The organism is Microlunatus kandeliicorticis (assembly GCF_014137855.1).
Taxonomy (GTDB): domain Bacteria; phylum Actinomycetota; class Actinomycetes; order Propionibacteriales; family Propionibacteriaceae; genus Microlunatus; species Microlunatus kandeliicorticis.
On record NZ_JACGWT010000002.1, the window covers coordinates 232,322 to 257,983 of the forward strand.

General features: G+C 74.0%; 21 protein-coding genes. 3 read left to right on the forward strand and 18 right to left on the reverse strand.

The window, feature by feature from the left end:
• Window positions 1-328 precede the first annotated feature (328 nt).
• Window positions 329-766 (reverse strand): DUF1810 domain-containing protein, encoded by a 438-nt coding sequence (locus FHX74_RS05855; protein ID WP_182559175.1) that lies wholly within the window; start codon window positions 764-766, stop codon window positions 329-331.
• Window positions 767-821: 55 nt separating this feature from the next.
• Window positions 822-3,224, reverse strand: a complete 2,403-nt coding sequence (locus FHX74_RS05860) for a glycosyl hydrolase family 95 catalytic domain-containing protein (RefSeq protein ID WP_182559176.1) — start codon at window positions 3,222-3,224, stop codon at window positions 822-824.
• Between the two features lie 58 nt (window positions 3,225-3,282).
• Between FHX74_RS05860 and FHX74_RS05865 the strand changes: the two genes are divergently transcribed.
• Complete coding sequence (locus FHX74_RS05865) at window positions 3,283-4,047, forward strand: exodeoxyribonuclease III (protein ID WP_182559177.1); 765 nt, start codon at window positions 3,283-3,285, stop codon at window positions 4,045-4,047.
• A 43-nt stretch (window positions 4,048-4,090) separates the two neighbouring features.
• Here the strand turns inward: FHX74_RS05865 and menC are convergent, their stop codons facing one another.
• The 5 genes from menC to FHX74_RS05890 all read right to left on the reverse strand — a co-directional run bounded on the left by menC (window position 4,091) and on the right by FHX74_RS05890 (window position 10,679).
• Window positions 4,091-5,221 carry an o-succinylbenzoate synthase gene (gene menC / locus FHX74_RS05870; RefSeq protein ID WP_182559178.1) on the reverse strand — a complete coding sequence of 377 codons (1,131 nt, stop codon included), beginning with the start codon at window positions 5,219-5,221 and terminating at the stop codon, window positions 4,091-4,093.
• Entirely contained in the window at window positions 5,218-6,036 is an 819-nt protein-coding gene (locus tag FHX74_RS05875) for a GNAT family N-acetyltransferase (protein WP_182559179.1), read from the reverse strand. Before FHX74_RS05875 ends, menC begins: the two co-directional genes overlap by 4 nt.
• Entirely contained in the window at window positions 6,033-8,048 is a 2,016-nt protein-coding gene (locus FHX74_RS21025) for a S9 family peptidase (RefSeq protein ID WP_182559180.1), read from the reverse strand. The genes FHX74_RS05875 and FHX74_RS21025 overlap by 4 nt, the downstream gene beginning before the upstream one ends.
• 34 nt (window positions 8,049-8,082) lie before the next feature.
• Window positions 8,083-9,651, reverse strand: a complete 1,569-nt coding sequence (locus FHX74_RS05885) for an amidohydrolase family protein (protein WP_182559181.1) — start codon at window positions 9,649-9,651, stop codon at window positions 8,083-8,085.
• A gap of 104 nt (window positions 9,652-9,755) precedes the next feature.
• Window positions 9,756-10,679 (reverse strand): phosphotransferase, encoded by a 924-nt coding sequence (locus FHX74_RS05890; protein ID WP_182559182.1) that lies wholly within the window; start codon window positions 10,677-10,679, stop codon window positions 9,756-9,758.
• 77 nt (window positions 10,680-10,756) lie between these two features.
• Between FHX74_RS05890 and FHX74_RS05895 the strand changes: the two genes are divergently transcribed.
• The gene (locus FHX74_RS05895) at window positions 10,757-12,889 is read left to right on the forward strand and encodes a glycoside hydrolase family 36 protein (protein ID WP_182559183.1); all 2,133 of its coding nucleotides are present in this window, start codon (window positions 10,757-10,759) and stop codon (window positions 12,887-12,889) included.
• A 108-nt stretch (window positions 12,890-12,997) separates the two neighbouring features.
• Here FHX74_RS05895 and FHX74_RS05900 read toward each other — a convergent pair whose 3' ends face one another.
• The 5 genes from FHX74_RS05900 to FHX74_RS05920 form a co-directional block, all read right to left on the reverse strand.
• Window positions 12,998-13,333, reverse strand: a complete 336-nt coding sequence (locus tag FHX74_RS05900; protein ID WP_182559184.1) for a VOC family protein — start codon at window positions 13,331-13,333, stop codon at window positions 12,998-13,000.
• A gap of 133 nt (window positions 13,334-13,466) precedes the next feature.
• Window positions 13,467-13,943 (reverse strand): hypothetical protein, encoded by a 477-nt coding sequence (locus tag FHX74_RS05905; RefSeq protein WP_182559185.1) that lies wholly within the window; start codon window positions 13,941-13,943, stop codon window positions 13,467-13,469.
• A gap of 70 nt (window positions 13,944-14,013) precedes the next feature.
• Window positions 14,014-14,820 (reverse strand): ABC transporter permease, encoded by an 807-nt coding sequence (locus FHX74_RS05910; protein WP_182559186.1) that lies wholly within the window; start codon window positions 14,818-14,820, stop codon window positions 14,014-14,016.
• Window positions 14,817-15,653, reverse strand: a complete 837-nt coding sequence (locus tag FHX74_RS05915) for an ABC transporter ATP-binding protein (protein WP_182559187.1) — start codon at window positions 15,651-15,653, stop codon at window positions 14,817-14,819. The genes FHX74_RS05910 and FHX74_RS05915 overlap by 4 nt, the downstream gene beginning before the upstream one ends.
• Entirely contained in the window at window positions 15,650-16,030 is a 381-nt protein-coding gene (locus FHX74_RS05920) for a DUF1048 domain-containing protein (protein ID WP_182559188.1), read from the reverse strand. The genes FHX74_RS05915 and FHX74_RS05920 overlap by 4 nt, the downstream gene beginning before the upstream one ends.
• 300 nt (window positions 16,031-16,330) lie before the next feature.
• On the opposite strand from FHX74_RS05920, the gene FHX74_RS05925 reads away from it, so the two are divergent.
• A complete protein-coding gene (locus tag FHX74_RS05925; protein ID WP_182559189.1) occupies window positions 16,331-17,596 on the forward strand; it encodes a hypothetical protein in 1,266 nt (421 codons plus the stop codon).
• Window positions 17,597-17,631: 35 nt separating this feature from the next.
• Here FHX74_RS05925 and dnaB read toward each other — a convergent pair whose 3' ends face one another.
• The 6 genes from dnaB to FHX74_RS05955 all read right to left on the reverse strand — a co-directional run bounded on the left by dnaB (window position 17,632) and on the right by FHX74_RS05955 (window position 25,550).
• The gene (gene dnaB, locus FHX74_RS05930; protein ID WP_235970398.1) at window positions 17,632-18,936 is read right to left on the reverse strand and encodes a replicative DNA helicase; all 1,305 of its coding nucleotides are present in this window, start codon (window positions 18,934-18,936) and stop codon (window positions 17,632-17,634) included.
• Window positions 18,937-19,759: 823 nt separating this feature from the next.
• Window positions 19,760-23,971, reverse strand: coding sequence for a LysM peptidoglycan-binding domain-containing protein (locus FHX74_RS05935; RefSeq protein WP_182559191.1), 4,212 nt, complete (start codon window positions 23,969-23,971; stop codon window positions 19,760-19,762).
• Window positions 23,971-24,405: a pilus assembly protein TadE gene (locus tag FHX74_RS05940; RefSeq protein WP_182559192.1), complete on the reverse strand. Its 435-nt coding sequence runs from the start codon at window positions 24,403-24,405 to the stop codon at window positions 23,971-23,973. Before FHX74_RS05940 ends, FHX74_RS05935 begins: the two co-directional genes overlap by 1 nt.
• Window positions 24,402-24,857, reverse strand: coding sequence for a TadE/TadG family type IV pilus assembly protein (locus FHX74_RS05945; RefSeq protein WP_182559193.1), 456 nt, complete (start codon window positions 24,855-24,857; stop codon window positions 24,402-24,404). The genes FHX74_RS05940 and FHX74_RS05945 overlap by 4 nt, the downstream gene beginning before the upstream one ends.
• Window positions 24,854-25,282 (reverse strand): TadE/TadG family type IV pilus assembly protein, encoded by a 429-nt coding sequence (locus FHX74_RS05950; protein WP_182559194.1) that lies wholly within the window; start codon window positions 25,280-25,282, stop codon window positions 24,854-24,856. Before FHX74_RS05950 ends, FHX74_RS05945 begins: the two co-directional genes overlap by 4 nt.
• An 82-nt stretch (window positions 25,283-25,364) precedes the next feature.
• Window positions 25,365-25,550 carry a hypothetical protein gene (locus tag FHX74_RS05955; protein WP_182559195.1) on the reverse strand — a complete coding sequence of 62 codons (186 nt, stop codon included), beginning with the start codon at window positions 25,548-25,550 and terminating at the stop codon, window positions 25,365-25,367.
• Window positions 25,551-25,662: the final 112 nt, after the last annotated feature.

Below are 25,662 nucleotides of genomic sequence, written 5' to 3' on the forward strand. Positions count from 1 at the left end.
GAAGGGCGAGCCGATCGCGCTTCGACAGGCTCAGCGCACGGCTCGGGGAACGTGCCCTGAGCCTGTCGAAGGGCACACGGGATCGCGCTTCGACAGGCTCAGCGCGCGAGTTCGGGGAACGTGCCCTGAGCCTGTCGAAGGGCAAGGCGGATGGCGCTTCGACAGGCTCAGCGCGCGGGTTCGGGCTCAGCGCGCGGGTTCGGGCTCAGCGCGCGGGTTCGGGCTCAGCGCGCGGGAGTGGAAGCGTGCCCTGAGCCTGTCGAAGGGCAGGGCGATCGCGCTTCGACAGGCTCAGCGCGCAGGTTCGGGCTCAGCGCGCGGGTCGGGCTCAGCGCGCGGTTTCGAGCAGCCGCAGGGTGGCCTCGTCCTGCGCGCCGGCGTAGAACTCCTCGAGCACCTCGGCGAACACCGTCCGCTCCGGGGCGACCCGACCGAACAGCGTCACCGACGACCGCAGCTTGAGGGCGTCGATCCCCCCGAGGATCTCCTCGGCGGTGCGGTCGCGGTGGCCGAGCACCGCCTCGGTGCAGGTCACCAGTCGCTCGCCGAGCACCGGGTGCTCGAGGTAGGCGCGGGCCTCGTCCGGCCCGCTGATCGCGTAGCGCTGCGCCATCGGGCTGCTGCCCAGACCGGCCAGCTGCGGGAACACGAACCACATCCAGTGGCTGGTCTTGCGCCCGCGGCGCAGCTCGGACAGCGCCTGGTCGTAGCTGGTCCGCTGCGCCTCGACGAACCGGTCGAGGCGGTAGGGGTCGTCGCTCACCATCACCCCATCGTCACAGCTGTCCGCCGGCGCGCGCCCGCACCCCGGCCGCCGCGGCTCAGCCCAGCACCCACCGGCCGTCCGCGTCGAGCTCGACCTCGTGACGCCCGGTCGGGGTCCGGACCGCGAGCGGGCGCCCCGGCGTCCCGCGGACCTCCGCCCCGGTCAGAGCGCCGTCCCGCCAGCGCAGGTCGACCTCGAGCCCACCGACCGCGCACAGCCCGCGGACGCTCCCGGTCGGCCACCCGGAGGGCAGCGCCGGGAACAGCCACAGGGTCCGCTCGTCGGCCCGGGCGAGCAGCTCGAGCATCGCCGCGGCGCCACCGAAGTTGCCGTCGATCTGGAAGGGCGGGTGGGCGTCGAAGAGGTTCGGGTAGGTGCGCTGCGGGCCGACCAGCCCGCACAGCACCCGGTGGGCCCGTTCGCCGTCGCCCAGCCGCGCCCACAGGCAGGCCCGCCAGGCGGTCCCCCAGCCGGTGGCGTAGTCGCCGCGCTGGTCGAGGCTGACCCGCGCCGCCGCGGCCAGCTCCGGTGTGGTCTCGGTCGAGATCCGCCCGCCGGGATAGACGGCATACAGGTGCGAGACGTGCCGGTGGTGCTGCTCGGGGGCGTCGGCGTCCCAGTCCTCCAGCCACTCCTGCAGCTGGCCCTGCGCGCCGATCCGGTCGGGGACGATCCGGGCCGCGGTCGCCCGCAGCAGCGCGGCCAGTTCGTGGTCGCGGTCGAGCAGCGCGGCCGCCTCCGCGGTCGCGGTCAGCAGGTCGACCACCAGCTGACGGTCCATCGCCGGACCGGCGGCCACCGACGACCCGTACGGGTGCTGGTTCTCCGGCGAGACCGACGGACTGGTGATGAGCCCGCGGCCGCCCGGGTCCTCGACCAGGGTGTCGAGGAAGAACTCCGAGGCGCCGCGCAGGACCGGGTAGAGCCGGGCCAGCTCGTCGGGGTCACGCCGGTAACGCCAGTGCTGCCAGAGCGTGGTGCACAGCCAGGCGCCACCGGTCGGCCACAGCCCCCACGGTGCCCCGTCGACCGGTGCGGTCGCCCGCCACAGGTCGGTGTTGTGGTGCGCGACCCAGCCGCGGGCGCCGTACATCGCCCGGGCGGTCGGCGCGCCGGTGACCGCGAGGTCCTCGACCAGCGCGAGCAACGGCGCCACCAGGTCGCCGAGCCCCGCGGCGTCCGCCGGCCAGTAGTTCATCTCGGTGTTGATGTTGATCGTCCACTTGCTGCCCCAGGGCGGGGTGAGCCCCTCGTTCCAGATGCCCTGCAGGTTGGCGGGCTGGCTGCCCGGACGCGAGCTGGCGATCAGCAGATAGCGCGCGTACTGCAGGTAGAGCGCGTGCAGCGCCGGGTCGGCCCCGTCCTCGCCGTTGCGCACCCGCTCGTCGGTCGGCCGGTCGGGCGCCGGACCGAGGTCGACGGCGAACCGGTCGTAGTAGCCGCGGTGATCGGCGACGTGCCGCTCCCGCAACCGGTCGAGGCCGGCCGGATCGAGCACCTCGCCCGGCGCGGCGGTCCGGGTCCGGACGACCGCGACCGGGTCCCCGCTGACGTCGTCGTAGCCGACGTGGCTGGTGGCCGCGGCGACCAGCAGGGCGACCCAGGTCGCGTCGGCCACCTCGAGCGGGCTGACACCCTCGTCGGTGGCCCTTTCCTCGTCCGGGTCGCGGGTCGTGACCACGCCGTCGGTGACGACCCGGACGCCGATCGCCCAGCTCAGCGCACCGGGCACGGTGTGGTCGTCGACCACGTGGTCGGCGCCCGGCCCGGTGACCAGCACCCGGTCGGCCCCGTCGGCGCGGACGCGGACCCCGGCCGCCAGCGGCGGCAGGTCCTCGGCCGGGTCCCACACCGGAGCCGCGGCCGGCCCGGTGGCCGCCGTGTCGCCCATCGGATCGACGCCGGGCACGGCCCGCGCACCGCGGTAGCCGAGCCGCAACCCGAACGGCTGGTCGGCCGTGATCCGGTGAACGAGCAGCTGGTCGGGAGCCGAGACGAAGGTCTCCGCCGTGGTGCGCCGGCCGTCGCTCCCCCACCGGGTGCCGGCCACCGCGGTGCCCAGGTCGAGCTCGCGCCGGTAGTCGGACGCCGGCTCGTCAGGCGTCCGCCCGGGCTGGTCGAGCCGGACGAACAGGTCGCCGAGACTGCCGTAGGAGGCGTTGCGGAGCGGGACGCCGAGCAGGGTGGCGTCGGCCCGATCCTGCGCGGCCCGGTACTCGCCGGCGTCGACCAGTCGACGGACCTCGGCCAGCGCCTCCGGCCCGGCGGCCGGGTTGTCGTTGCGGTAGGGCCCGCCCGACCACAGCGTGTCCTCGTTGAGCTGCAGCCGCTCGCGGCCCGGACGCCCGAAGACCATCGCCCCGAGGTGGCCGTTGCCCACCGGCAGCGCGGCGTTCCAGTCGCGGGCCGGGGCGTCGTACCAGAGCCGGTCGGTGGATTCATCAGATGTCTGGGCCACGTCGGCAGGGTAGCGGCGGCCCTCGTCGCCGCTCCGGCGCTCCGGGCAGGATGGGCGGGTGCGGATCGCCACCTGGAACGTCAACTCGGTCGGAGCCCGGCTGCCCCGCCTCCTCGACTGGCTCGAGACCCGCGAGCCCGACGTGGTCGCGCTCCAGGAGACCAAGTGCGGCGCGGACGCCTTCCCGACCGACGAGGTCGGCGCCCTCGGCTACACCGCGCTGCCGGTCGGCGGCACCGGGACCGGAGCCCGCTGGAACGGCGTGGCCGTCCTCTCCCGGGTCGGGCTCGAACCGGTGGCCACCCGACTGGCCGACTTCGAGGAGCCGCGCTACGTCAGCGCGGTATGCAGCGGGCTGACCCTGACCAGCGTCTACGTCCCCAACGGCCGGACGATCGACGACCCGCACTACGCCTACAAGCTCGACTGGCTGGCCGCGTTGCGGGCCACCCTGGACGACGCCGACCCGGACCGGCCGATGATCATCACCGGTGACTTCAACGTCGCCCCGACCGACGCCGACGTGTTCGCCCCCGAGGCGTTCGTCGGCTCCACCCACGTGACCGAACCCGAACGGGCGGCGGTCCGGGCACTGGTCGACTGGGGACTCACCGACGTCCCGGCCCGTCCGGGCAAGGGCGACCGGCCCTTCACCTACTGGGACTACCGGGCCGGGATGTTCCACAAGGACCAGGGGATGCGGATCGACCTGGTGCTGGCCAGCCGCGGGGTCCGCGTCACCGACGCCTGGGTCGACCGCGAGGCCCGCAAGGGCAAGGGTCCCTCGGACCACGCACCGGTGGTCGTCGACCTCGAGCTGTGATCACCCACCCTCGCCCCTCGACGGGCTGAGGGGCGCGGTCGACTCAACCGACCTTGATCGACTCCACGCCGAACTCGGCCATCGCCTCGGGGATCGGGTCGACGCCGATGCCGGGGCCGTCGGGCACCCGGATGCAGCCGTCCTCGAGCACGAACGGACGCGTGATATCCGTGCGGTAGAAGCGATCCGAGGCCGAGACGTCCCCCGGCAGCGTGAAGCCCGGGAGCGCGGCGAGCGCGACGTTGGCGGCCCGGCCGATGCCGGTCTCGAGCATCCCACCGCACCACACCGCGACGCCGTGCGCGCGGGCCAGGTCGTGGATCCGGCGCGCCTCGAGGTAGCCGCCGACCCGGCCCGGCTTGATGTTGATCACCGCGGCGGCACCGAGCGCGATCGCGTCCGCGGCAGCGTCGGCGGAGATCACCGACTCGTCCAGGCACATCGGGGTCCGCAGCTGCCGGGCGAGCAGCGCGTGCTGGCGCAGGTCCTCCTCGCCGAGCGGTTGCTCGATCAGCAGCAGGTCGTGCTCGTCGAGCCGCCGCAGCCGCGGGGCGTCGAGCAGCCGGTAGGCGGCGTTCGCGTCGACCTGCAGCGGGACGTCGGGGCCGAACCGCTCGCGGACCGCGGCCACCAGCTCGACGTCGACCCCCGGTTTGATCTTGAGCTTGATCCGGACGTAGCCCTGGTCCAGGTAGTCCTCGACCACCGCGAGCAGCCGCTCGGTGCTGTCCTGGATGCCGACGCTCACCCCGGACGGCACCCGGTCGACCACCGAGCCGAGGTGGTCGGCCAGCGACACCCCGGCCAGCCGCAGCTCGGCGTCGAGCACGGCGGTCTCCAGCGCGGCCTTGGACATCCGGTGACCGCGGACCTCGGCCAGCGCCGGGGCCACCCGCTCGGCGGTGAGCCGCAGCCCGCCGGCCGCCTGCCGGGCCAGCAGCAACGGCACCAGGTGGTCCCTCAGCATCAGCCGCGACCCGGCCAGCCACTCGCTCGAGTAGTCGGGGATCTCGCTGACCACGCACTCGCCCCAGCCCGAGGTCTGGTCGCCGTGGTCAGTGGCCCGGACCTCGACGAGCAGCGCGACCCGGTCGGTCTGGGTGCCGAACGAGGTGGTGAAGGGGCTGACCAGCGGCAGCCGGACGGTGTGCAGCCAGACCTCGTCGATCCTCACGAGGGCTCCTCTCGGTAGTAAGCGGGCACGGACCGGTCGAAGCCGGCGATCACCGATCCGGCGGCCAGCCAGCGGCCGAGGGTGGCGCGCAACGCCAATCGGGCGGCCAGCGCGGCGTCCGGGTCGGTGCGCCACAGCGTCTCGGCGTCGCGCGGCACGACGGCGAGCAGGTCGTCGGCCGCCGTCGACTCGGGCGGCGTCCCCGGTCGTGGCGGCCAGACCCCGAGCGGCCAGCGGACCAGCAGCCGGTCCGAGGGCGTCCCGACGTTGATCCCGTCGGTCAGCGGGCCGTAGAAGTCGGTCAGGTAGGCCACCCCGACGGCACCGAGCCGGGTCAGGTTGACGTGTGCGTTGCGGGCGATCAGCGGGTCGAACGTCCACTCGATCCGGTCCATCCCGCGGTCGAGGCACCAGGCCCGCTGGTGCAGCTTGAGCGCCAGCCCGACCCCGCCGCCGGCCGCGTCCGCGTCCACCGCGGCGATGTGCGAGTGCAGGTAGGGACCGGCGGCGGGCACGGCGGGCTCGTCGCGGCCGAGGAACCCGACCGCGGTCCCGACCACCCGGCCCTCCCGCTCGGCCACCCCGACGTACCCGCCGGCGTGGGCGTAGGCGATCAGCGTCGACGGCTCGGCCGGGCTCTGCTCGAACGGCACCCGCCAGACCCGCGCGCACAACGCGGCCACCGCGCCGGCGTCGGTCGGGTCGGGCAGCGGGTCGAGCGCCCGGACGGTGACCCCGGCGCGGGTGGCCGCCGCGACGGCGGTCGCGTGCGGGTCGTCGGCGGGGTCGTCGTGCTGCCCGTGGATGTCGGTCACCGGCCCGGGACGTGACGGGTCAGCCAGTCGGCCACCCGGGTGTTGTAGTCGACCCGGTGCGACGGGCGACCGTCGATCACGAACCCGTGCGCGCCGCCGGAATAGATCACCAGCTCGGTGGGGACACCGAGGGTGCGGAGCGCGGCGAACCAGCGCTCGGCCTGGTTGACCGGGCACCGGTGGTCCTCCTCGCCGTGCAGCACCAGCGTCGGGGTACGCACCCGGTGCACCTCCGACTGCGGCGACTGCCGCCAGAGCCGCTCGTGGTCGGTGAACGGGTCCGCGGCCTGGTGGACCCGGGTGAGCATCAGTCCGAGGTCGGAGGCGCCGAGCGTCGAGGTCAGGTCGGCGACCACCCCGCCGGCCACCGCGACGGCGAACCGGTCGGTGCGGGCCGTCAGCCGGCAGGTGGTGAACCCGCCGTAGCTGTAGCCGGTGACCGCCAGCCGGGCCGGATCGGCGACGCCCTCGGCAACCAGCTGGTCGAGCGGGACCAGGAAGTCGGCCTCGTCGGCCTCGCCCCAGCCGCCGACCACCGCGGTGAAGAACGCCTCGCCGTAGCCGTCGGAACCGCGCGGGTTGAGGGTGAGGACGCTCCAGCCGCGGGCCAGCAGCTGCTGCTGGTAGACGTGGGTGGCGTCGGCCATCCCGGTCCAGGCGTTGTGCGGACCGCCGTGCACGTCGAGCAGCAGCGGGGTGGGGCCGCTGGCCCCGGGCGGGCGGAACAGCCAGCCGTGGACCGTGGTGCCACCGACGTCGAAGCTCCGCGGCTCGCCCGCCACCAGGTCGACGTCGGGCAGGTCGGCCGCGGTCAGCGCGGTCCGGACCTCGAGCCGGCCCCCGTCGGTCCCGACCAGCGCGACCTCGCCGAAGCTGTACGGCGTGGTGAGGACGAGCGCCACCCGTCCGTGCGCCGGGTCGCCGGGCCGGCCCGCCGGCCGACTGACGCCGGTCACCGTGGTGTGGTCGTCGGTGACCACCGGCCGGGGCGGGGCCGACCCGTCGGCGGGCACCCGCCACAGGTGGGTCCAGCCGCGGTCGCGGACGCAGAAGAGCACGTCGCCGTCGGCGGTCAGCACCGGCGGCGCCCCCGGGTAGGCGGCCGAGCCGACCATGACGTTGCGGTCGAGGTCGCCGCTGAGGCTGCGGTCGGGTTCGTCGCCGGCGACCGCGAGCCGGAGCAGGTGCGCGTTGCCGATGGTGACGTCGGCCCGTCCCACCGCCAGCACGGCGGCACCGTCTGCGGTCCAGAGCACCGGGCCGCCGACGTGCCGGGCCGACCCGACGACCTGCGGAGCGCCGCCGGCCACCGGCACGAGGTGGACGGCGCCGGTCAGCTCCACGTCGGCGCGACCGTCGGGGTCGCCGAGGTCGGCCGCGGCGGTGAAGGCCAGTCGGCTGCCGTCGGGCGACCAGGCGGGCCGACCGGCGTGCCGACCGCCGTGGGTGAGCTGTCGGAGCAGCCCGGGCATGCCGTCGGCGAGAACGTCGAGGACGAACACCTCGTGGACGGTCGCCCCCCAGCGTCCGGCCCCGTCGGCCTTGTCGTCGAGCCGCCGGACGTGGACCGGGGCGGCGGCGTCCGGGCGGCGGGCGGGGCCACCGCGGACGGTCGCGGCGGTGAACGCGATCCGGTGCCCGTCGGGGCTCCACACGGGCGCCCCGGCGCCCTGCGGCAGCCGCTCGGCCTCGGTGACCGGGACCGCGGGACCGCCGGCGAGCGGGAGCAGCCACAGCTGCGGCGGCTCGCCGGGCCCGGGTCGACGCAGGAAGGCGACGGTGCTGCCGTCGGGCGAGACGGCCGGGTCGGTGTCCCAGCCCGGCTCGCCGTCGCGTCCGGTCAGCCGGACCGGGTCGCCGGCGGCGGGCAGCCGCCACAGCGCGCTGACCGTGGTGTCGGTGTCGAGGTCGGCGCGGTGCAGCGCGAACACCACCGACCCGTCGGCCAGCAGCTGCGGGTCGGAGGGGACGGTCAGCGCAGCGAGGTCCTCGGGGGCGAGCGCGCGGGTCACGGCATCCTCCTCCGGTTCATCGACGTCCTCGGGGTCATCGGGGCACCCCGGTCAGCGCACGGCCCGGCAGCGCCGTGGTGACCAGCTCGCCGCCGTCGACCACCGGCGTCCCGGCCACGATCACGTGGCTGAACCCGGTGGACGGTCGGAGCGCGGTGAAGTCGCTGCCGGGGGCCACCCGGTCGGGGTCGAAGACGGTGACGTCGGCGTCCATCCCGGGTTGCAGACGGGCCTTGCGGGCCATCGCCGGGACGGCGCGACCGAGGATCCCGGCCGGGACCACCGTGGCCCGCCGGACCACCTCAAGCAGGTCGAGCGCGCCGAGCTCGCGGACCACCCAGCTGAGCGCGGTGGCGAAGCACCCGGCGCTCCGCGGGTGGGCGAACAGCCCGGGCGGCAGCGGCCAGACGTCCTCGGTGAGCGCCCGGCGGGCCTGCTCGGCGGTCGGGGCGCCGGGGTCGCCGACGTGGACCATCGGCATCGCGTCCGAGCCGATCGCGGCGCCCGGGAAGGTCAGGCAGCGCAGCAGCATCCGCAGGTCCTCGGGGTCGTCGAGGTCGAAGTTGCGGGTGATGCAGAGACCGCCCGGGTCGGACTCGCGGAGCTCCCGGAGCCGGTCGGCGTCGCGGACCCGCTCACCGGTGCGCAGATAGGTGAGGTCGGTGGGCTTCATCCCGTTGCGCGCCAGCTGCTCGGGGGCGAGGAAGGCTGCGCCGATCACCGTCGACCCGGCCGGGTAGGGGTAGGCCTCGGTGGTGATCCGAATCCCGCGGGCCTGGGCGGCGAGCAGGGCGTCGGCGACGTCGTCGGCCCGCCGGATCGAGGTGGAGTTCATGTGGCAGAGGTGGATCGGGGCGCCGTGGCGCTCGGAGGCGTCGATCAGCTCGAGCACCGCGTCGACCGCGGTGTACGGGCCGGTCGGGGCGATGTCGCGGGCGTGGACGAACAGCGGCTGGTCGGCCTCCGCGGCCAGCCCGGCCAGCAGGTCGAGCTCCTCGAGCCGCGAGCCGGGGACATAGCCCTGGAGCAGGCCGACGCCGATGGCCCCGGCCTCGAGCTGGCGCCGGACGGTCTCGACGATCCGGTGCTCCTCGACCGGCTCGGCCGGGCCGCGCCACCGCGGCAGGTCCTGGTGACGTTCGAACGTCCGAAAGGCCAGCCGGTCGGCCGGGCTGGCCTGCGGGGTGGACACCTCCGCGCCGTCGAGCACCGCCATCCGGGCCACCGCCCAGGCCGCCGAGAAGCCGTAGTGGATCGGACGCCCGTGGTCGGCGGCCCAGGCGTAGTGCGCGTCGACCGGGAGCGCGCCGGACTCGAGCTCGAAGGCCGTGGTGACGCCGTCGAGGGCCTGCAGCCGGGCGCCGTTCACGGTCTGCGCGTGGCTGTGCAGGTCGACGAACCCCGGCGCGACGACCTGACCGGGGACCTCGATCCCCCGGCCCGCGACCAGCCCGGGCTCGGGGTCGCCCGCTCCCACGCCGGTGATGGTGTCGCCGGTGATCGCCACCCAGCCGACCGCGTCGAATCCGGTCTCGGGGTCGAGCACCCGGCCGCCGGTGATCAGCAGATCGCAGCGGCTCGGTGCGCCGGCTTCTGGGGTCATCACCACACCTGTTCGCAGTTCGGGGACGTGCCCGATCCTCTCGCGGCCGGCCGTCGGGAGTCGCGGCGGGTCAGGCCTCGGGGCGGGTCAGGCCTCGGGGCGGGTCAGGCCTCGGGGCGGGTCAGCTCGTGCCGCAGCCCGTCGAGGGCGATCCGGTCGTCGGCGTCCCCGGTGTGCGCGCCGGCGAACCGGTCGGCGTACTGGCTGATCTCGTCGAGCCGCCACTCGAGGTCGTACATCGCCAGCAGCTCCGGGTCGGGCGGGGGCTCGACCGGGTGGCCGGCCGCGACCAGCCCGCCGAGGTCGCGCTCGCGCGGGGCCAGTGCCACGCTCTCCCAGTCCACCAGCCGCGGGCCGTCGGGGAGCAGCAGCTGGTTGGCACTGTGCGGCTCGCCGTGGGTGACCACCCAGTCCGCACCGCGGGCCACGTCGGCGAGCGCGTGGTAGCGCTCGGTCCAGCCGGCGATCGCGTGCACCCGGTCGGCCACCAGCGTCCGCGCCTCGGTGCCGTGGGGGCCGCCGTCCCAGCGTCGGTCGACCAGCCGGGACAGCCGGTCGGCCAGATCCGGTCCGACCCGAGGTCGCCAGCGCGGCAGCCGGGACGGCGGAGTGGTGGCGTGCAGGGCGGTCAGCATCGCGGCGGTGCCCGCGACCAGGTCCGGCGTCAGCGGCCCGTCGCCGGCCACCGGCGCGTCGGTCCAGGGCGTCAGGCTGAGCAGGCGGTCCGGGCCCAGCGCGCCGCACGGCGCGCCGTTCGTCGTCGGCACCGGCGCCCAGACGAACGGCAGCGTCCGGGCCAGGACGGTCGCGGCGGCGTAGGCGTCGGTCAGCGACCGCGCGTCGTGGTGGACGCCGAGCGTGTCGACGGTGGCGAACCACCGCGGACCGTCGACGGCATCGATCCGCCAGTGGTGCGCGCCGAACCCGACCGGGAGGTGGGTGGCGGCGACCACCGGCTCGCGTGGCCAGTGCCGCTGCACGGCCGCGAGCACCGCGGCGTCGTCGAGGCCCTCGGGCGGTTCGCGCACCTCCCCTGCCTAGCCGAGCGCCGCGGGCGGTGTCCACCGCGTTCCGCCGTCCCGGCGCGGCCTGTCAGGCTGGTCGGGTGAACGACGCCGATCACCCGACCACCTCCTCCGACCAGCCGACCGACCTGCCGACCGACCTGCCCGGCGAGCTCGCCTGGCCGGTCGGGGAGGCCGTGCTCCGGCTCCGGCTGACCGCCGACGCGCCGGCCGCGCTGCTGTCCTTCGGGCCGGCGACGCCCGAGGCCGGCACCCGGGCGGCACCGCTGGTCGAGCTGGCCGTCGACCGCGAGGGACGGGTCGGGAACAGCCCGAACGCCCAGCACCGGCGCTACGCCGCGACCGCACGGCTCCGTCCGGTCCGGCAGACCGAGACCACCGAAGGTGAGGTCCGGACGCTCGAGATCGTCCAGCACGACCCACGAACCGGCCTGGCGGTCAGCACCCGGTTCGAACACCGCGGCGGCTCGGCCGTCCGGGTCACCACCACGCTCACCAACGACGGCGACGCCCCGGTGCTCGTCCAGTACCTGTCGAGCCTCAACCTCGCCTGCTTCGCGGGCACCGCGCTGGCCGACGACCCCGAGCGCCTCCGGATCGCCCGGGTCCGCAACACCTGGACCGCCGAGTTCCGCTGGCGCGAGGAGACGCTCGAGCAGGCCGGGATCGTCGACGTCGGGCTGGGCGACGACGCGTCGAGCTGGGGCCACGTCGAGGCCGCCGGGGTGGGCAGCTGGTCCACCGGCAACTGGCTGCCGATGGGCTGCGTCACCGACACCCGCACCGGTCAGGCCTGGAGCTGGCAGGTCGAGCACAACGGGAGCTGGGAGTGGCAGGCCCTCGACGTCGGCCGCCGGCTCTACCTGACCGCGGCCGGACCCAACGAGGACCGGCACGGCTGGTTCGAGACGGTGGCTCCCGGCGGCTCGTTCACGGCCGTCCCCGCCGGGCTGGTGTGGAGCCCGGACGGGCGGGACGGCGCGCTGGCCGAGCTGACCCGCTACCGGCGGACCATCCGGCGCCCGAACGCCGACGACGCCGACTGCCCGGTGATCTTCAACGACTACATGAACGCGCTCGAGGGCGACCCGACCACCGAGAAGCTGCTGCCGCTGATCGCGGCGGCGGCCGAGGCGGGGGCGGAGTACTTCGTGATCGACGCCGGCTGGTACGCCGACGACCCGGGCTGGTGGGACGAGGTCGGCGAGTGGACGCCGTCCAGCTGGCGGTTCCCCGGCGGGATCACCGAGGTGACCGACGCGATCAAGGCGTCCGGGATGGTCCCCGGGCTCTGGGTCGAACCGGAGGTCGTCGGGCTCAAGAGCCCGCTGCTCGACCGGCTGCCGGCGGAGGCGCTGTTCGGTCGGGACGGCAGGCCGGTCGCCGAGCACGGCCGCTATCAGCTCGACCTCCGCCACCCGGCCGCCCGGGCGCACCTCGACGCCACCATCGACCGGCTGGTGAACGACTACGGCGCCGGCTACTTCAAGTTCGACTACAACATCAACATCGGGCTCGGCACCGACGTCGGCGGGGGCAGCCCGGCCGCCGGTCTGCTCGGCCACAACCGTGCCTACTCCGACTGGCTCGACGGGCTGTTCGCCCGGCACCCCGACCTGGTGATCGAGAACTGCAGCTCGGGCGGGATGCGGGTCGACTACGCCCAGCTGAGCCGGCTGAGCATCCAGTCGACCTCCGACCAGACCGACCCGCTGCGCTACGTGGCGATCGCCGCCGGCGCCGTCGCCGGGGTGACCCCGGAGCAGGCCGCGTCGTGGGCCTATCCGCAGCCGGAGTGGAGCCGCGACGTCAACGACCTCACCCTGGTCAACGCGCTGCTCGGCCGGGTGCACCTGTCGGGCCACCTGGACCGGCTCGACGACGACGGACGCGGCTCGATCGCGGCGGGCATCGCCGCCTATGAGCAGTTCCGGCACCGGATCCCGTCGGCGGTGCCGTTCTGGCCGCTCGGGATGCCGGGCTGGTACGACCCGTGGACGGCGGTCGGGCTGACCGACGACGAAGGCGTGCTGCTGGCGGTATGGCGCCGGGGTGGCGAGGACACCGTGGTCGTCCCGGTGACTGGGGCGACTGCCGCGCAGGTGCTGTTCCCGACCGACCGCGGGGCCGAGGCGTCGGTCGGCGGCGACGGGCTGACCGTGCGGCTGCCCCACGACCCGCAGGCGGTGCTGATCCGGGTCGACCGCGGCTGAGCCGACCGTCGTCGGCAGAATCTGACCGCTCGCGTCGGTCCGCGAGGCGCCGCGAGCGGGAGCCGCGGGTGCCGGCGCGGTCGAGCGGTCAGATCCTGCCCGCGGGCGTCACCCGATCAGCCCGAACGGGTTGCCGTCGGCGTCGGTCAGGGTGGCCACCCGCGGGCCGCCGACGTCGCGCGGCTGCTCGGTCACCGTGGCGCCGGCGGCGGTGAGCTCGGCGATGGTGGCGTCGAGGTCGCTGCTCGACCAGTTGCCGACCGGCACGGTCTGGCCGCGCTTCGCGCCGTTCGGGTCGAGGCCGATCTCCACGTCGCCGACGCGGTAGCCGACGTAGTAGGGCTGGTCGGTGTGCGGCTCGCCCAGCAGCGTGGTGTAGATCCGCTTGGCTGCCTCGAGGTCGTCGACGGGGAAGACGATCGAGTGGAGCCCGGTGGTGGTCATGGCTACTCCTTCGGTGGGTGGGTGGCGGTCATCGTCCTGACGCGCGCCGAGCCTCTGGTGTGACGGGGCCGTCCGCGACGCCACGGCCGATCCTGCTCGACGTCCCGGGTCGCTCGCCCACCCGCCGCCGCCATCAGCCGAGGGTGGCCAGCAGGGTCAGCGGGCCCCAGGCCAGGATCGGCAGGTAGCAGGCCACCATCAGGGCCAGCGGTGCTCCGCTGACCAGGCCCTGGTCGGGCCGGACGCCCTGCGCGAGCTGGCCGACCATCGACACGTCGAAGAGGTACGTGACGGCCGATCCGCCGGCCAGCCCTGCGACCACCGGCGGCGTGACCGGGACCCGGCGGCCGAGCACGCGCTCGCCCCACGGGCGGGCCAGGCCGGTGACCAGGAACCCAGTGGCCAGCTGGACCGCGCTCAGCCCGAAGACGTAGGCGTAGCCCGCGGCGGGACGGTCCCCGAGCTCGTAGCTCCGCAGCTCGGCGGTGCCGGGCAACACCCCGGTGATCATCAGGACCCGCCAGAGCGCCGACGGCACCGTGACCAGGAAGGCGGCGGTGGCGACGCCTCGCAGCCAGGACGGTCTGCGAGTCGTGGTGGGAGAACGCACCCTCGCAAACTAGCGTCCGGCTCCGCCCGGGGGTGGTCGGACGGCGGCGTGGACCGCGTGCGGACCCCGCTCAGACGCGGCGCCGCCGGTAGATCGTCGTGGCCACGACGTAGGCGACCACGGTGATGGCGACCAGCCAGACCAACGCCACGGTCAGGTTGGAGCCGACCGGCTGCCCGTTGAGCAGGGCCCGGATCGCGTCGACGATCGAGGTCACCGGTTGGTTCTGGGCGAAGGCGCGGACCGGGCCGGGCATGGTCGCGGTGGGCACGAACGCCGAGCTGATGAACGGCAGGAAGATCAACGGGTAGGCGAATGCGCCGGCCGCGTCGACGGTCTTGGCCAGCAGTCCCGGGATGACCGCGAGCCAGGTCAGGGCGAGGGTGAAGAGCAGCAGGATTCCGGTGACGGCGAGCCAGGCGAGCGGTCCGGCCTCGGAGCGGAAGCCCATGATCAACGCGGCTCCGACCACCACGACCAGCGAGACCAGGTTGGCCACCAGCGAGGTGAGCACGTGCGACCAGAGCACCGCCGACCGGGCGATCGGCATCGACTGGAGACGTTCGACGATGCCGCCGCGGACGTCGAGGAACAGCCGGTAGGCGGTGTAGGAGATGCCCGAGGCGACGGTGATCAGCAGGATCCCCGGCAGCAGGTAGCTGACGTAGCTGCCGGAGCCGTGCTGGATGGCCCCGCCGAGCACGAACACGAACAGCAGCAGGAAGGCGATCGGCATCAGCGCGGTGGTGATGACCGTGTCCAGGCTGCGGGTCACGTGCTTGAGCGAGCGGCCGAGCAGCACCCCCGTGTCGGCGACGGCCCGCGAGCGCCGGACGGCGGCCGGCGCGGTGGCCGGGGTGAGAGTGGTGGTGCTCACGATCGAGGTCCTTCCTCGGGTTCGGGTGCGGGACGGGTGGTGCCGCCGACGACCGCGAAGAAGACGTCCTCGAGGCTGGGCTGCTTCTCGACGTACTCGACCTCGGCGGGGGGCAGCAGCTGCTTGAGCTCGGCGAGCGTGCCGTCGACGATGATCCGGCCCTCGTGCAGGATGGCGATCCGGTCGGCCAGCTGCTCGGCTTCCTCGAGGTACTGAGTGGTCAGCAGCACGGTGGTGCCACCGCGGGCCAGCTCGCGGACCGCGTCCCACACCTCGATCCGCGCGGCCGGGTCGAGACCCGTCGTGGGCTCGTCGAGGAAGACCACCGCCGGCTCGCCGACCAGGCTCATGGCCAGGTCGAGCCGTCGGCGCATCCCGCCGGAGTAGGTGGCGACCCGGCGGTCGGCCGCGTCGGTGAGCGAGAACGTCTCGAGCAGGATGTCCGCGACCGCGCGCGGCCGCGGGAGATGGCGGAGCCGGGCGACCAGCACGAGGTTCTCCCGGCCGGTGAGGATGTCGTCGACCGCCGCGAACTGGCCGGCCAGGCTGATGGTGTCCCGGACCCGGGCGGCCTCGGTACCGACGTCGTGGCCGAGCACCCGGGCGCTCCCGGCGTCGGCGCGGAGCAGGGTGGAGAGGATCCGGACCAGGGTGGTCTTGCCGGCGCCGTTGGAGCCGAGCAGGGCGACGATGCTGCCCCGCGCGACCTCGAGATCGACGCCGCGGAGCACCTCCAGCTGCCGGAACGACTTGCGCAACCCGTGGACCGCGAGCGCCGGGGCCGACGGGCTCTGCGCCGCCGCCGGGGTTGGCGTCCGGGTGGCGGCACTCACCGGGAGCCGCCGTCGGCACGAGCCGGGCCCTGCGGGTCGAGAGCGTCGGCACGGCCGATCGCGCTGGCGAGCCGGCGACGCTCGCGGTTCACCCAGCCGCCGGCCGGCTGGTCGCGGACCAGTCCGTCGGCGAACGCGACCGGATCCGGCCCGACCAGGGTGGCGATCGGGGTGCCGGCGGCCGCGCCGGCCTCGAGCCGGTCGGCCAGCCGCTCGAGCGTCTCCGCGACGCCGTCGGCGGTGCTCGGGCCGAAGACGTAGAGGTGCCGCTCGAGCGCCGGGACAGCCGCCCGGTAGCTCGCCGGCAGCCGGCGGGTGCGCGCCCGGTAGTCCCGGTACCGGCGCTTGTCGCCGACGAGGCTGGTGATGACGTTCATGGGTCCTCCCGGTGGGTCCGCGTGCGTCCGGATCGGTACTGCACGTCACTGACTACCGGTACATAGTAACGCCGAGTAGCGCCGGGTTGGCAAGGGATTGCTGCCTCAGATTCGGCTCAAACTCTCGAGTTTGTGGATACCATCAACGAACCCCCACCCGTCGCGCGAGCGGCGACGGCGTACCTCCGCGGCGGGCGATTGCTTGTGCCGCGTCGCCCACGCCCCCGTCTGCGCCCGTTGATCTCAGCCGGACTCGGCATCAACCGGGACCAGAACCCGACCCCCGGAATGGATGTCCTCGTGAACAACGAACTCGAGCTGGTCAGCGACGGCGACGGGCTGGCGGTGATCGGCGACGCGACGACGGTTGACCTGTTTCTCTCCTCGGCGGGAGTGGCGTCGAGGGAGTTCGACTTCGCCGGTCGCCTGGGCTCTCTCCTCAGCCAGGCAGCGGGTCTCACGCAGGTGGGATCGCAGGTCGCCGCCGAGTCCGGTCGCTGGGTGAAGCTCACCGAGGAATCAGCCAAGGCCATGAAGCTCGGGAAGCTGATGAGGGGATCGTCGGATTCCATCAACCGCGCCGTCGTGGTGACGAACAAGGGTGAGATCACCAAGCTGCTCGAGATCGTCAAACCCGGAGCCGGCACCTTCAGCAATCCCGCCCTCCTCGGCGGAGCCGCGGGGATCATGGCCCAGCTGGCCATGGAGCAGGCGATGGAGGAGATCACGGACTATCTGGCCGTGATCGACGAGAAAGTCGACGATGTCCTTCGAGCCCAGAAGGACGCCGCGATCGCCCCGTTGCTCGGGGTTGGATTCGTCATCGACGAGGCGATGGAGATCCGTCGAGAAGTCGGTCACATCTCTGATGTCACCTGGTCGAAGGTGCAGGCCACGACCCAGACGATCGCGCAGGCACAGGGCTATGCCCTGCTCCAGCTGGACGCACTCACGGAGAAGCTCGAGAAGAAGTCGCGCGTCGGCGACATGGCGAAGGTCGCTCGCGAGGCCGAGACCGCCGTCCGGGATTGGCTGGCCGTGTTGGCTCGGTGCTTTCAGCTGCAGGACGCGGTCGCAGTGCTCGAGCTGGACCGGGTGTTGATGGCGGGTCCCGAGGAGCTCGAACGCCACCGTCGCGCGCTCCGCCACGCCCGGGCCAAGCGTCGATCGCAGATCACCGCGCGCACCGAGCAGATGCTCGAGCGGATGGACGCGGCCGCCGGCACCGCCAACGCACAGGTTCTGCTGCACCCGCTGCAGTCCAGCGCCGTCATCACGTCGAGCAACCACGTCGCGAACGAGATCGTCGTGTTCCACGAGGGACTGGGGGTGGAAGGCGCCCGGGATGCGCTCGAGGCGAAGCGATGGCTCAGCGCCGCAGGAGACGTTCGCGACAAAGTCATCGAGGCCGGGGCCGGCGGAGTCGATGCGGCGAGCCGCATCGGGAGGTCGACCCTCGACAACGCCAGAGCCAGGACAGACCGCCTCGCAGAGGGTGTGACCGGACGGTGGAGGCGCCTGCGGGGCGGCGAGCCTTCGGAACCCGACGCCGACACGACCACCTGAGCCATCCGTCCCTCGCGAGCCGGATCTCAGACGCCTCAGAACTGCATGTCGGCGAAGCGCGAGTAGTGGCCCTGGAAGGCGACGGTGATGTCCTTGGTCGGGCCGTTGCGGTGCTTGGCCACCAGCATGTCCGCCTCGCCGGCCCGGTCCGACTCCTTGTCGTAGAGGTCGGGGCGGTGCAGCAGGATCACCATGTCGGCGTCCTGCTCGAGCGAGCCGGACTCGCGGAGGTCGGACAGCATCGGCTTCTTGTCGGTGCGCTGTTCGGGGCCACGGTTGAGCTGGCTGAGCGCCACCACCGGGACGCCGAGCTCCTTGGCCAGCAGCTTGAGCTGGCGGGAGAACTCGCTCACCTCGAGTTGGCGCGACTCGACCTTCTTGCCCGAGGTCATCAGCTGGATGTAGTCGATGACCACCAGCTTGAGGTCGTGGCGCTGCCGCAGCCGGCGGGCCTTGGCCCGGATCTCCATCATCGTCAGGTTGGGGCTGTCGTCGATGTACAGCGGCGCCTCGCTGACCTCACCCATCTTCTTGGCCATCCGCTGCCAGTCGTCGTCGTTCATCGTGCCGTTGCGGATGTGGTTGAGCGGAATCGAGGCCTCGGCGCTGAGCAGCCGCATGGTGATCTCGATCTGGCTCATCTCCAGGCTGAAGATGGCCGAGGTCAGGCCGTTCTTGATCGAGCAGGAGCGGGCCAGGTCGAGCGCGAGCGTCGACTTCCCGCAGCCGGGTCGGGCGGCCACGATGACCATCTGGCCGGGGTGCAGCCCGTTGGTGAGGTCGTCGAGGTCGGCGAAGCCGGTCGGGACGCCGGCGAGCTGACCGCCGCGCGACCCGATGGCCTCGATCTCGTCCATGGTCGGCTGCATCAGCTCGGCCAGGCTCTTGTAGTCCTCGCTGGTCTTGCGGTCGGTCACCGCGTAGACCTCGGCCTGCGCCCGGTCGACGATGTCGGAGACCTCGCCCTCGGCGGCGTAGCTCATCTGGCCGATCCGCACCGAGGCCTCGACCAGCCGGCGCAGGATGGCCTTCTCGCGGACGATCTCGGCGTAGTAGCCGGCGTTCGCGGCCACCGAGACGCTGCCCAGCAGGTCCGCGAGGTACGGCGCGCCGCCCACCCGGGTCAGCTCGCCGCGCCGGGTCAGCTCGTTGGCGACGGTGATCGCGTCGGCCGGCTCGCCGCGGCCGTAGAGGTCGAGGATCGCGTCGTAGACGCTCTCGTGGGCGGGGCGGTAGAAGTCGGCGCCGCGGACCACCTCGACGACGTCGGCGATCGCGTCCTTGCTCATCAGCATCGCGCCGAGCACCGACTGCTCGGCGTCGAGATCCTGCGGCGGCAGCCGGTCGAACCCGGTCGGCGCCCGGTCCGCGCCACCGGCACGGTCCCCCGAGCGATCCCCCGACCGGTCGCCGAAGCCCCGTCCGAACGACGGAACGATCTCCGCGACGCTCACCCACAACCCCCCACAGCTCGACCCCGGTACCGACGACCGGTCGGCGGACCGACCGGCTTCCCCGGGCGACGACTCAGAGAATCACACCTGTGTCGTTCGCCCGCTGCACCAGACGCTAGGACCCGGGTCTGACAGTGTCGGACCGCACGCCGCCGAGGTCATCGCGGTGGCGAACCGGTGCGATGACCCGTCGTGCGTGGGAGGACAGCCGTCTCCGTGGCCCCGGGGGTCGAGCCTGGTGCTCGCCGGCCGGCGCGACGCGTCCCTGTGGTCCCCAGACCCCGCGGGCCGCCTCGCCGGTGCCGTCCGGCGTGATGCAGAGCGAAACCGTAAGCCCGGAACGAGCCCCGGCGACAGCCCGCTGTGCACAGGGGGTGTGGACAACGCCCGGCGAGGTGTGGAGACACGCCATGAGGTTGTGCACGGACCGGGGAACAGCCTGGGGACAACCCGGCCACCCATCCGAGAAACTTGCTCTGACCAGGGAAAACGCTCGTCACCAGCCGTGGACGAGAAGTTGTTTCGGGCGTGTCCGGTCGCCACGCCCGAGGTGAACGGAGGATTGACAGCTGAGAAAAACTGTGGTGTCTGACCACAGCGGTGGATCGTCCTGGGGATAACTTTCGCGGCGGCGCGGGCTGGGCACCAGGTCCGGCTCGGCGTGCACCACCCCGGACCGGACGTCCGCGGCCGGGCTCCGCCGACCGGCTCAGGAACGTGCCCGCAGCCTGCCCTCGAGGACGCGCTGGAGCAGGTCGACGGTCTCGGGGTCGAGGTCGAGCCCGAGCCACCGGGCGTGCGACGACACCTCGAGCGACAGCCGTTCGACCTCGGCCACGTTGCCCGCCCGGTGTTCGGTCCGGATCCGTGCGGCCATCAGCCGCTCGTCCCTCGGGGCGGCGGTGAGGCCCCGACCGGCGGCCCACCGCGCCCGGTCGAGATCACCGGAGGCGAGCGCCCGGTCCGCGAGCTCGACCGCGATGTCACGGACCACCGAGACCATGTCGGTGCGCAGCTCCTCGGCCCAGTGCCACTGGCCAGGCGCGGCGTCGGCCAGCGGCGCGCCGCGCACCAGACCGAGGGCGGCGACCAGGCCGTCGGTGCCGGTCAGGTTGACCCCGGCATGGGTCAGCATCTGCAGCCGGTGCCAGTCGGACGTCACGGTCGGGGCGAGCTGGATGCGGCCCGAGTAGGCATCCGGCAGGTAGCCGTGGCCGTCCTCGTCCTCGCCGAGCCAGGTCCGCAGCCGGCTGACGTTCGAACGCCGGGTGCCCTCGGCCACGGCCAGCGCGTTCGCCATCGCCTGCGCACTGCTCCCCGGGTGTTCGAGCAACCAGGCGCAGTACTCGATGCACTGCTTGACCGCCCGGGTCGGCCTCGGGCCGGCGGCCCCGCGCAGCTCGATCGGCCCGAGCAGGTTGACCACCGGGTGCTGCTCGCCCCGACCGGTCTCGGTCACCCGGACGGCGGACAGCTCTTCGCGGCCAGGCCGCGGGGCGCGTGGAGCGGAGTCCGCACCGGCGGCGCGGCTGTCCCCGTCCTCCGGCCCGGCGTCCTCGGGTCCGGGCTCCTCGGAATCGGCGTCATTCGGCTCGTCGTCGCGGGAGTCGTTCGTCCAGGGGACGGTCACGACGTTCCGGCCGACCGCCGCCGCCGAGGCGCGTCGCGGGCGGCGGGCTCGCCGTGCGGGGTCGCCGGCCGTGTCGGGATCGGCGACGGGATCGGCGACGGGGTCGGTGCCGGGAATATCGGTTGCCTCGGACGGTCGCGCGTCCGTCGGTGTCTGGTCCGCACGGCGGGCGTGGGCCGGTCGGTCCGGCGGTTCGGCCACGATGGTCGACTCCTCCCTCGGTCCGCCGGACCGGTCGGAGGGATCGCCTCCGGAGGGTGCGGCGGCATCGTCGAGGACGCCCGCTTCCACGGGATCGGACGTCCGCAGGGGCAGGGGGCTGCTCGGCCAGGCGCGGCGGGGACGGCCGGCGGTGTTCGAGCGGAGCGCGGTCGGGGGATCGGGGGTGGGCGCCGGCTCGTCCGCGGTGTCGCGAGGAGCGAGTCCGGTGGCGACGTCGGGGTCGGCTTCGACGGCGGGGTCGGCGAACGGGTCCTCGGGTGCGAAGAGCGATCGCCAGTCGAGCCGACCGGGGTCGCTCCGCGTCGTCGGGACGCCGGCCCCGGCCGAGGCGGGCGGGTCGAGGGCATCGGCGAGAGACCAGGGTCGCCCGTCGGTCGTGCGGTCCTCGGTGCGGACCGCGGTCTCCTCGGCGTTCGCCGGCGAGGAGAGCACCGAGTCGTCCTCGGGCAGGGCGAGCCGGCGGGCGACGACTTCGTCGTCGGGGGCCCACCACGGCGCTGGCACCGTGTCGACGCGGCCGGTGGTCGCGACCAGGTCCTGGACGGCGGTCGCGACCTCACCCGAGAGGTGCTGCGGCGCGACCCTCAGGCCGAGCGGCTCGAGTCGCGCTGACCCGTCCTCGGTGGCATCGAGCTCGAGCCGCCACACCGTGTCCGCCGGACCGACGACGACGGCGGCCATGGCCACCGGCGGCTCGGTGAGCAGCAACCGTTCGAGCCGAGCCCGTTGCTCGGGCGTGGGACGGTCGGCGACCAGGGCGATCTCGGGGAGCCAGGGGTCCGCCTGCTCGGGCCGGAGTCGGCGTTCGGGCACCGGGCCGACGTCGTCGGGTGACCCACCCTCGAGCCCGGCCGGTGGCGTGCGCTGACCCGCCGCGCGTTCCTCCCACCGGTCCAACAGCCGGTTCAGGTCGGTCGCGTGGCTCACCGCGGGGTGGTCGATCGCCTCGACCAACGCCGGGTCGCCACCGACGACTGTCACCACCAGGTCGTCGGCCCATCGGCTGAACGCGAGGTCGACCAGCATCGCCGCGAGCACGTCGTGGTTGCGTTCGGCGGGGGAACCGGACCCCTCGACCGCGCGCCGTGCAGCCGTGGGAGGAGCGGGCGGAACGAGGGCCAGCAGTCCGACGGCCTCGAGGTTCAGCACGACGGCGGCTCCGGCGTCGTCGGCACCGAGGCCGACCATCGCCGGGTAGGGCTGGGGCGTCCGGGTGAGTCCCGGGGTGCGGCGCAGGGCGCCGGCACCGACGCGGTCGAGGATCCACCGTTCGCCCTCCGCCACGAAGCCGTCCGGTACCACCACCGGCTCGTCGCCGGACCCTAATGCGAGTCGGAGCTCGACGTGGTCGTCGGTGACGACGGCGGCCAGTACCGCCGGGAGCGGTTGACCGGAGTCGAGGGCGTGCCGGGCGACCGCACGCAGCGCGAGGTCGAGCAGGTCGACACCGAGCGGGTCCTGGGTGCGCCCCAAGCGCGCCTCGAGCAGCTGGGCGGGGGCAGCGGGCTGGGCGATCCGGCGGCCGACCGGTCGGGTGTGCAGCTGGAGTCGGCGACGGGCGGCCAGACCGGCGAGCAGGCCGGCGGCGAGCAGACCGCCGACGCCGGCCACCACCGGCAGCCGATCGACCAGCTCGCTCGGCGCGAGCGACGAGGCCTCGGTCTCCTCAGCCGCGGTTCCCGGCGACGCGGTTCCCGGAGCCGCGGTCGGACCGGAGGTCGCCGGACCGGTCGCGCTCGGGGTAACGGCAGGCGTCGACGCCGAGGCGCGGGGCTCAGCCGTGGCGGCGCCGGTCGAGGGTGCCTCGGTCGCAGTGCGCTGGGGACGTGACGGCGCGGTCGCGTCCGGATCTGGCCGGGTGCTCGCCGGCGCAGCGCGGCCGGACGACGGGTCGGCGGTCGAGGGCGGGGCGGCCGAGGAGGTCGCGGGCGTCGGGACGGATCCTCGCGTCGTCGGGGCCGGGCTCGTCGGGGTCGGGCTCGTCGAGGCCGGGCCCACCGACGTCGCCGGGGCCGTAGGACCCGTCGTCGGAGCCGCGGGAGCCGCCGAGGCCCGGGGCGCGGCCGAGGGCCGCGCGTCGGGTGCGGACCGGGTCGCGTGCGACTCCGGTGCCCGCTCGGTCGCAGGGCGGGGCCCGGTCGGCACTCGTTCCGGCGTGGTCGCGGCGACGTGCTCGCGTCGGTAGACCGTGCCGTCGACCTCGATCCGGTCGGGCAGCCGCAGCACGGCGCCGACCTCGATCAGGTCGGGATCCTCGACGACCTCGCGGTTCGCGTGCCACAACCCGGGCCACGCGGACGCCGATCCGTAGACGCGCTCGGCCAGGCCGCTGAGTGTGTCGCCGTCGCTGACCCGGTGCTCGGCGCCGCTGGACGGCGCGACCCCCGGCACCGTGAGCCGCCACCCGACCGTCAACCGGTCCGGACCACCCGTCAGCAGCCCCGGGTTGGCACCGGCGATCCGCCGCCAGTCGCGTCCCTCGCCGTAGTAGTGCTCGGCGAGCGACCAGAGGTCGTCGCCGGGACGGACGACGTGGACGACGGACGGCTCCGCGGTCGGCGACCGACGGACCGCGGACCCCTGCCGACCGGCGTCCTCCTGTGACGGCCCGCCGGGCGCGGACGTCGGCTGGTTCGACCGGGCCGACGAGGACGCGGGCGCGGTGGCTGACGTACGGGGAAACGGTGTCGGCCCGGTGGTCGGCGCGCTCGGGGCTGTGTTCGGGTGCGGCACGAGGACCATCGCCACGACCAGCAGGAGGAGCCCGGCGGCCACCCGGCGTGGGGCAGCGAGCCCGGGAAGCGGGATGCGGATCCGCTGCCGGCTCAGCAGACCCACCAGCTCGGCGAGCAGGGACACGACGAAGACCGCCCAGGCCACCCAACCCGCGACCGTGATCAGCCCGATCAGCACCCGGCCGTCGTCGGGTCGCAGCAGTGCGGCGGCGAGCCCGCTGACGCTCCACCGGTCCGGCAGCACGTCGCCGCCGAGCGCGGTGAGCGCCACCGGGACGCCGACGGTGACCGCGAGCAGGGCGAGGAGGGCACCGACCCCACGGACCACCCGCATCATCGGCTCCCCACCAGCTCGGCCTCGGCCTCACCACGGCCGCGCACGCTGTCGATGCCGATCACCGACAGCATCAGCGTCGGCACGGTGATCTCGGTGGTCACGCGCAGCCGGTCGCCGTCGAAGCCGACGGTGCCGGGCACACCGCTCCCGTCGAGGTAGGCCTGCGCGGCGGCCAGGGCCCGCCCGGTGTCGTTCGAGCCCGCGAGCGCGTCGGTGGCCTGCGCCTCGCTACCCGCTCGCGCGGCGGCGGCGGCGATCGACTGGGCCCGGCTGGCGGCGTCCACCTGCTGTCCGCCGTCGATCACCAGACCGGCCGTGAGGATCAGCGCGACCATGATCACCACCGCGAGCACACTGAGCGACTGGCCGCGCCCGTCGACGGGCGGGCGCAGCCGCGCCCACCTCCTGGCCCCTCGTTCCCGCCCGGTCATCGCTGGCGGTAGGTGTCGAGGGCCGAGCGCCCGTCGGCGGACAGGTCGATGGACCCAGGGAAACCCGGGAGCAACAGGTCGCCGAACCCGACTCGGCACTCGAGGTGGCTGGTCACCGTGGCGGGCTGGCCCACCGGGACGGCGAAGGCCGTGGTGTCGACGCTGACCGTGGTGCTCTGGCACCGGACGCCGTGGCTGTCGAGCTCGTCGCGCGCGACCTGTTCACCGTCGGTCTCGGCCAGTCCGGGATCCCGGGCCAGCGAGGCGGCTCGGGCCGCGGAGTAGGCGGCCTCCGACAGGTGGGTGCGGGCCAGCCAGAGCCGCCCGCCCGCGATCATCAGCCCGAGCATCAGCACCAGCCCGGGGATGATGATCACTGCCTCGACCGACAGCGAGCCGCGCTGGTCCCTGACCGGTCCGCGTGCCCACCCCGACAGCGTCGACCTGATCATGGCGTGGTCACCCGCTCGACCGGCGCGTAGCCGACCTGCCGGACCGTGCCGAGCCCACCGACGTCGATGAACAACGGGATCCGCCCGGTGACGGTCACGGTCACCCGGGTGGCGCCGCGATCCACCGTCACGGAAAGGTCGGTCAGGCCGCCCGAGGTCGCGATCCGTTCCGCGGCGGCGCTGGCCGCCCCGTCCGTGCTCCCGTCCACCGCGCTCCCGCGGGCGATGTCGGTGGCGGCGTCGGTCGCCGCGACGGCCACGTTGTGCCCGTGGACCCACACCCCGGCCTGGATGATGCCGAGGGTGCTCAGCATGATCAACGGGAACAGCACCGCCCACTGGACCGAGTTGGACAGGCCACGACCGTCCGCGGGCCGGGCTTTCCACCGTCGGAGCGGGCTGGGACGCAGCTGCGTCAGCGACATGGTGATCACACCTCCTCGGTCAGGGTGCTGGAAGGGGTCGGCCGGCCGTTGATCGGGCCGCCGCACTGAGACGGGGCGGACCTCAGTTGCCGGGGAGGTGGCCCTTGACGTAGAGCGTGATCGCGGTGATGACGATGCCCGCGACGGTGACGGCTCCGGCCAGCAGGATGGCGTTCTCAGTGGACTGGCTGAGCCCGCGCTCGCGCTGCGCCGGGTCCTGCCAGGCCACCACCAGTCCGAGCAGACCGAGCAGCATGTTCTTGATCATCTGTCCCCCTTGTCGAGGTCATGGGTGGAATCCGGTGGGAGCCGCCGTCGCGGAGGGGGCGCCGCGACGGACACGACGCTAGGCACTGCGCAGGCCCAGCGGAAGTGGGCTT

Bases quoted from the DNA above. Each gene is read 5' to 3' on its own strand.
- FHX74_RS05950 (WP_182559194.1), bottom strand. From the start codon at position 25,282: ATGTCGCTGACGCAGCTGCGTCCCAGCCCGCTCCGACGGTGGAAAGCC.
- FHX74_RS05900 (WP_182559184.1), bottom strand. From the start codon at position 13,333: ATGACCACCACCGGGCTCCACTCGATCGTCTTCCCCGTCGACGACCTC.
- FHX74_RS05940 (WP_182559192.1), bottom strand. From the start codon at position 24,405: ATGACCGGGCGGGAACGAGGGGCCAGGAGGTGGGCGCGGCTGCGCCCG.
- FHX74_RS05920 (WP_182559188.1), bottom strand. From the start codon at position 16,030: ATGAACGTCATCACCAGCCTCGTCGGCGACAAGCGCCGGTACCGGGAC.
- FHX74_RS05855 (WP_182559175.1), bottom strand. From the start codon at position 766: ATGGTGAGCGACGACCCCTACCGCCTCGACCGGTTCGTCGAGGCGCAG.
- FHX74_RS05955 (WP_182559195.1), bottom strand. From the start codon at position 25,550: ATGATCAAGAACATGCTGCTCGGTCTGCTCGGACTGGTGGTGGCCTGG.
- FHX74_RS05935 (WP_182559191.1), bottom strand. From the start codon at position 23,971: ATGCGGGTGGTCCGTGGGGTCGGTGCCCTCCTCGCCCTGCTCGCGGTC.
- FHX74_RS05945 (WP_182559193.1), bottom strand. From the start codon at position 24,857: ATGATCAGGTCGACGCTGTCGGGGTGGGCACGCGGACCGGTCAGGGAC.
- FHX74_RS05885 (WP_182559181.1), bottom strand. From the start codon at position 9,651: ATGACCCCAGAAGCCGGCGCACCGAGCCGCTGCGATCTGCTGATCACC.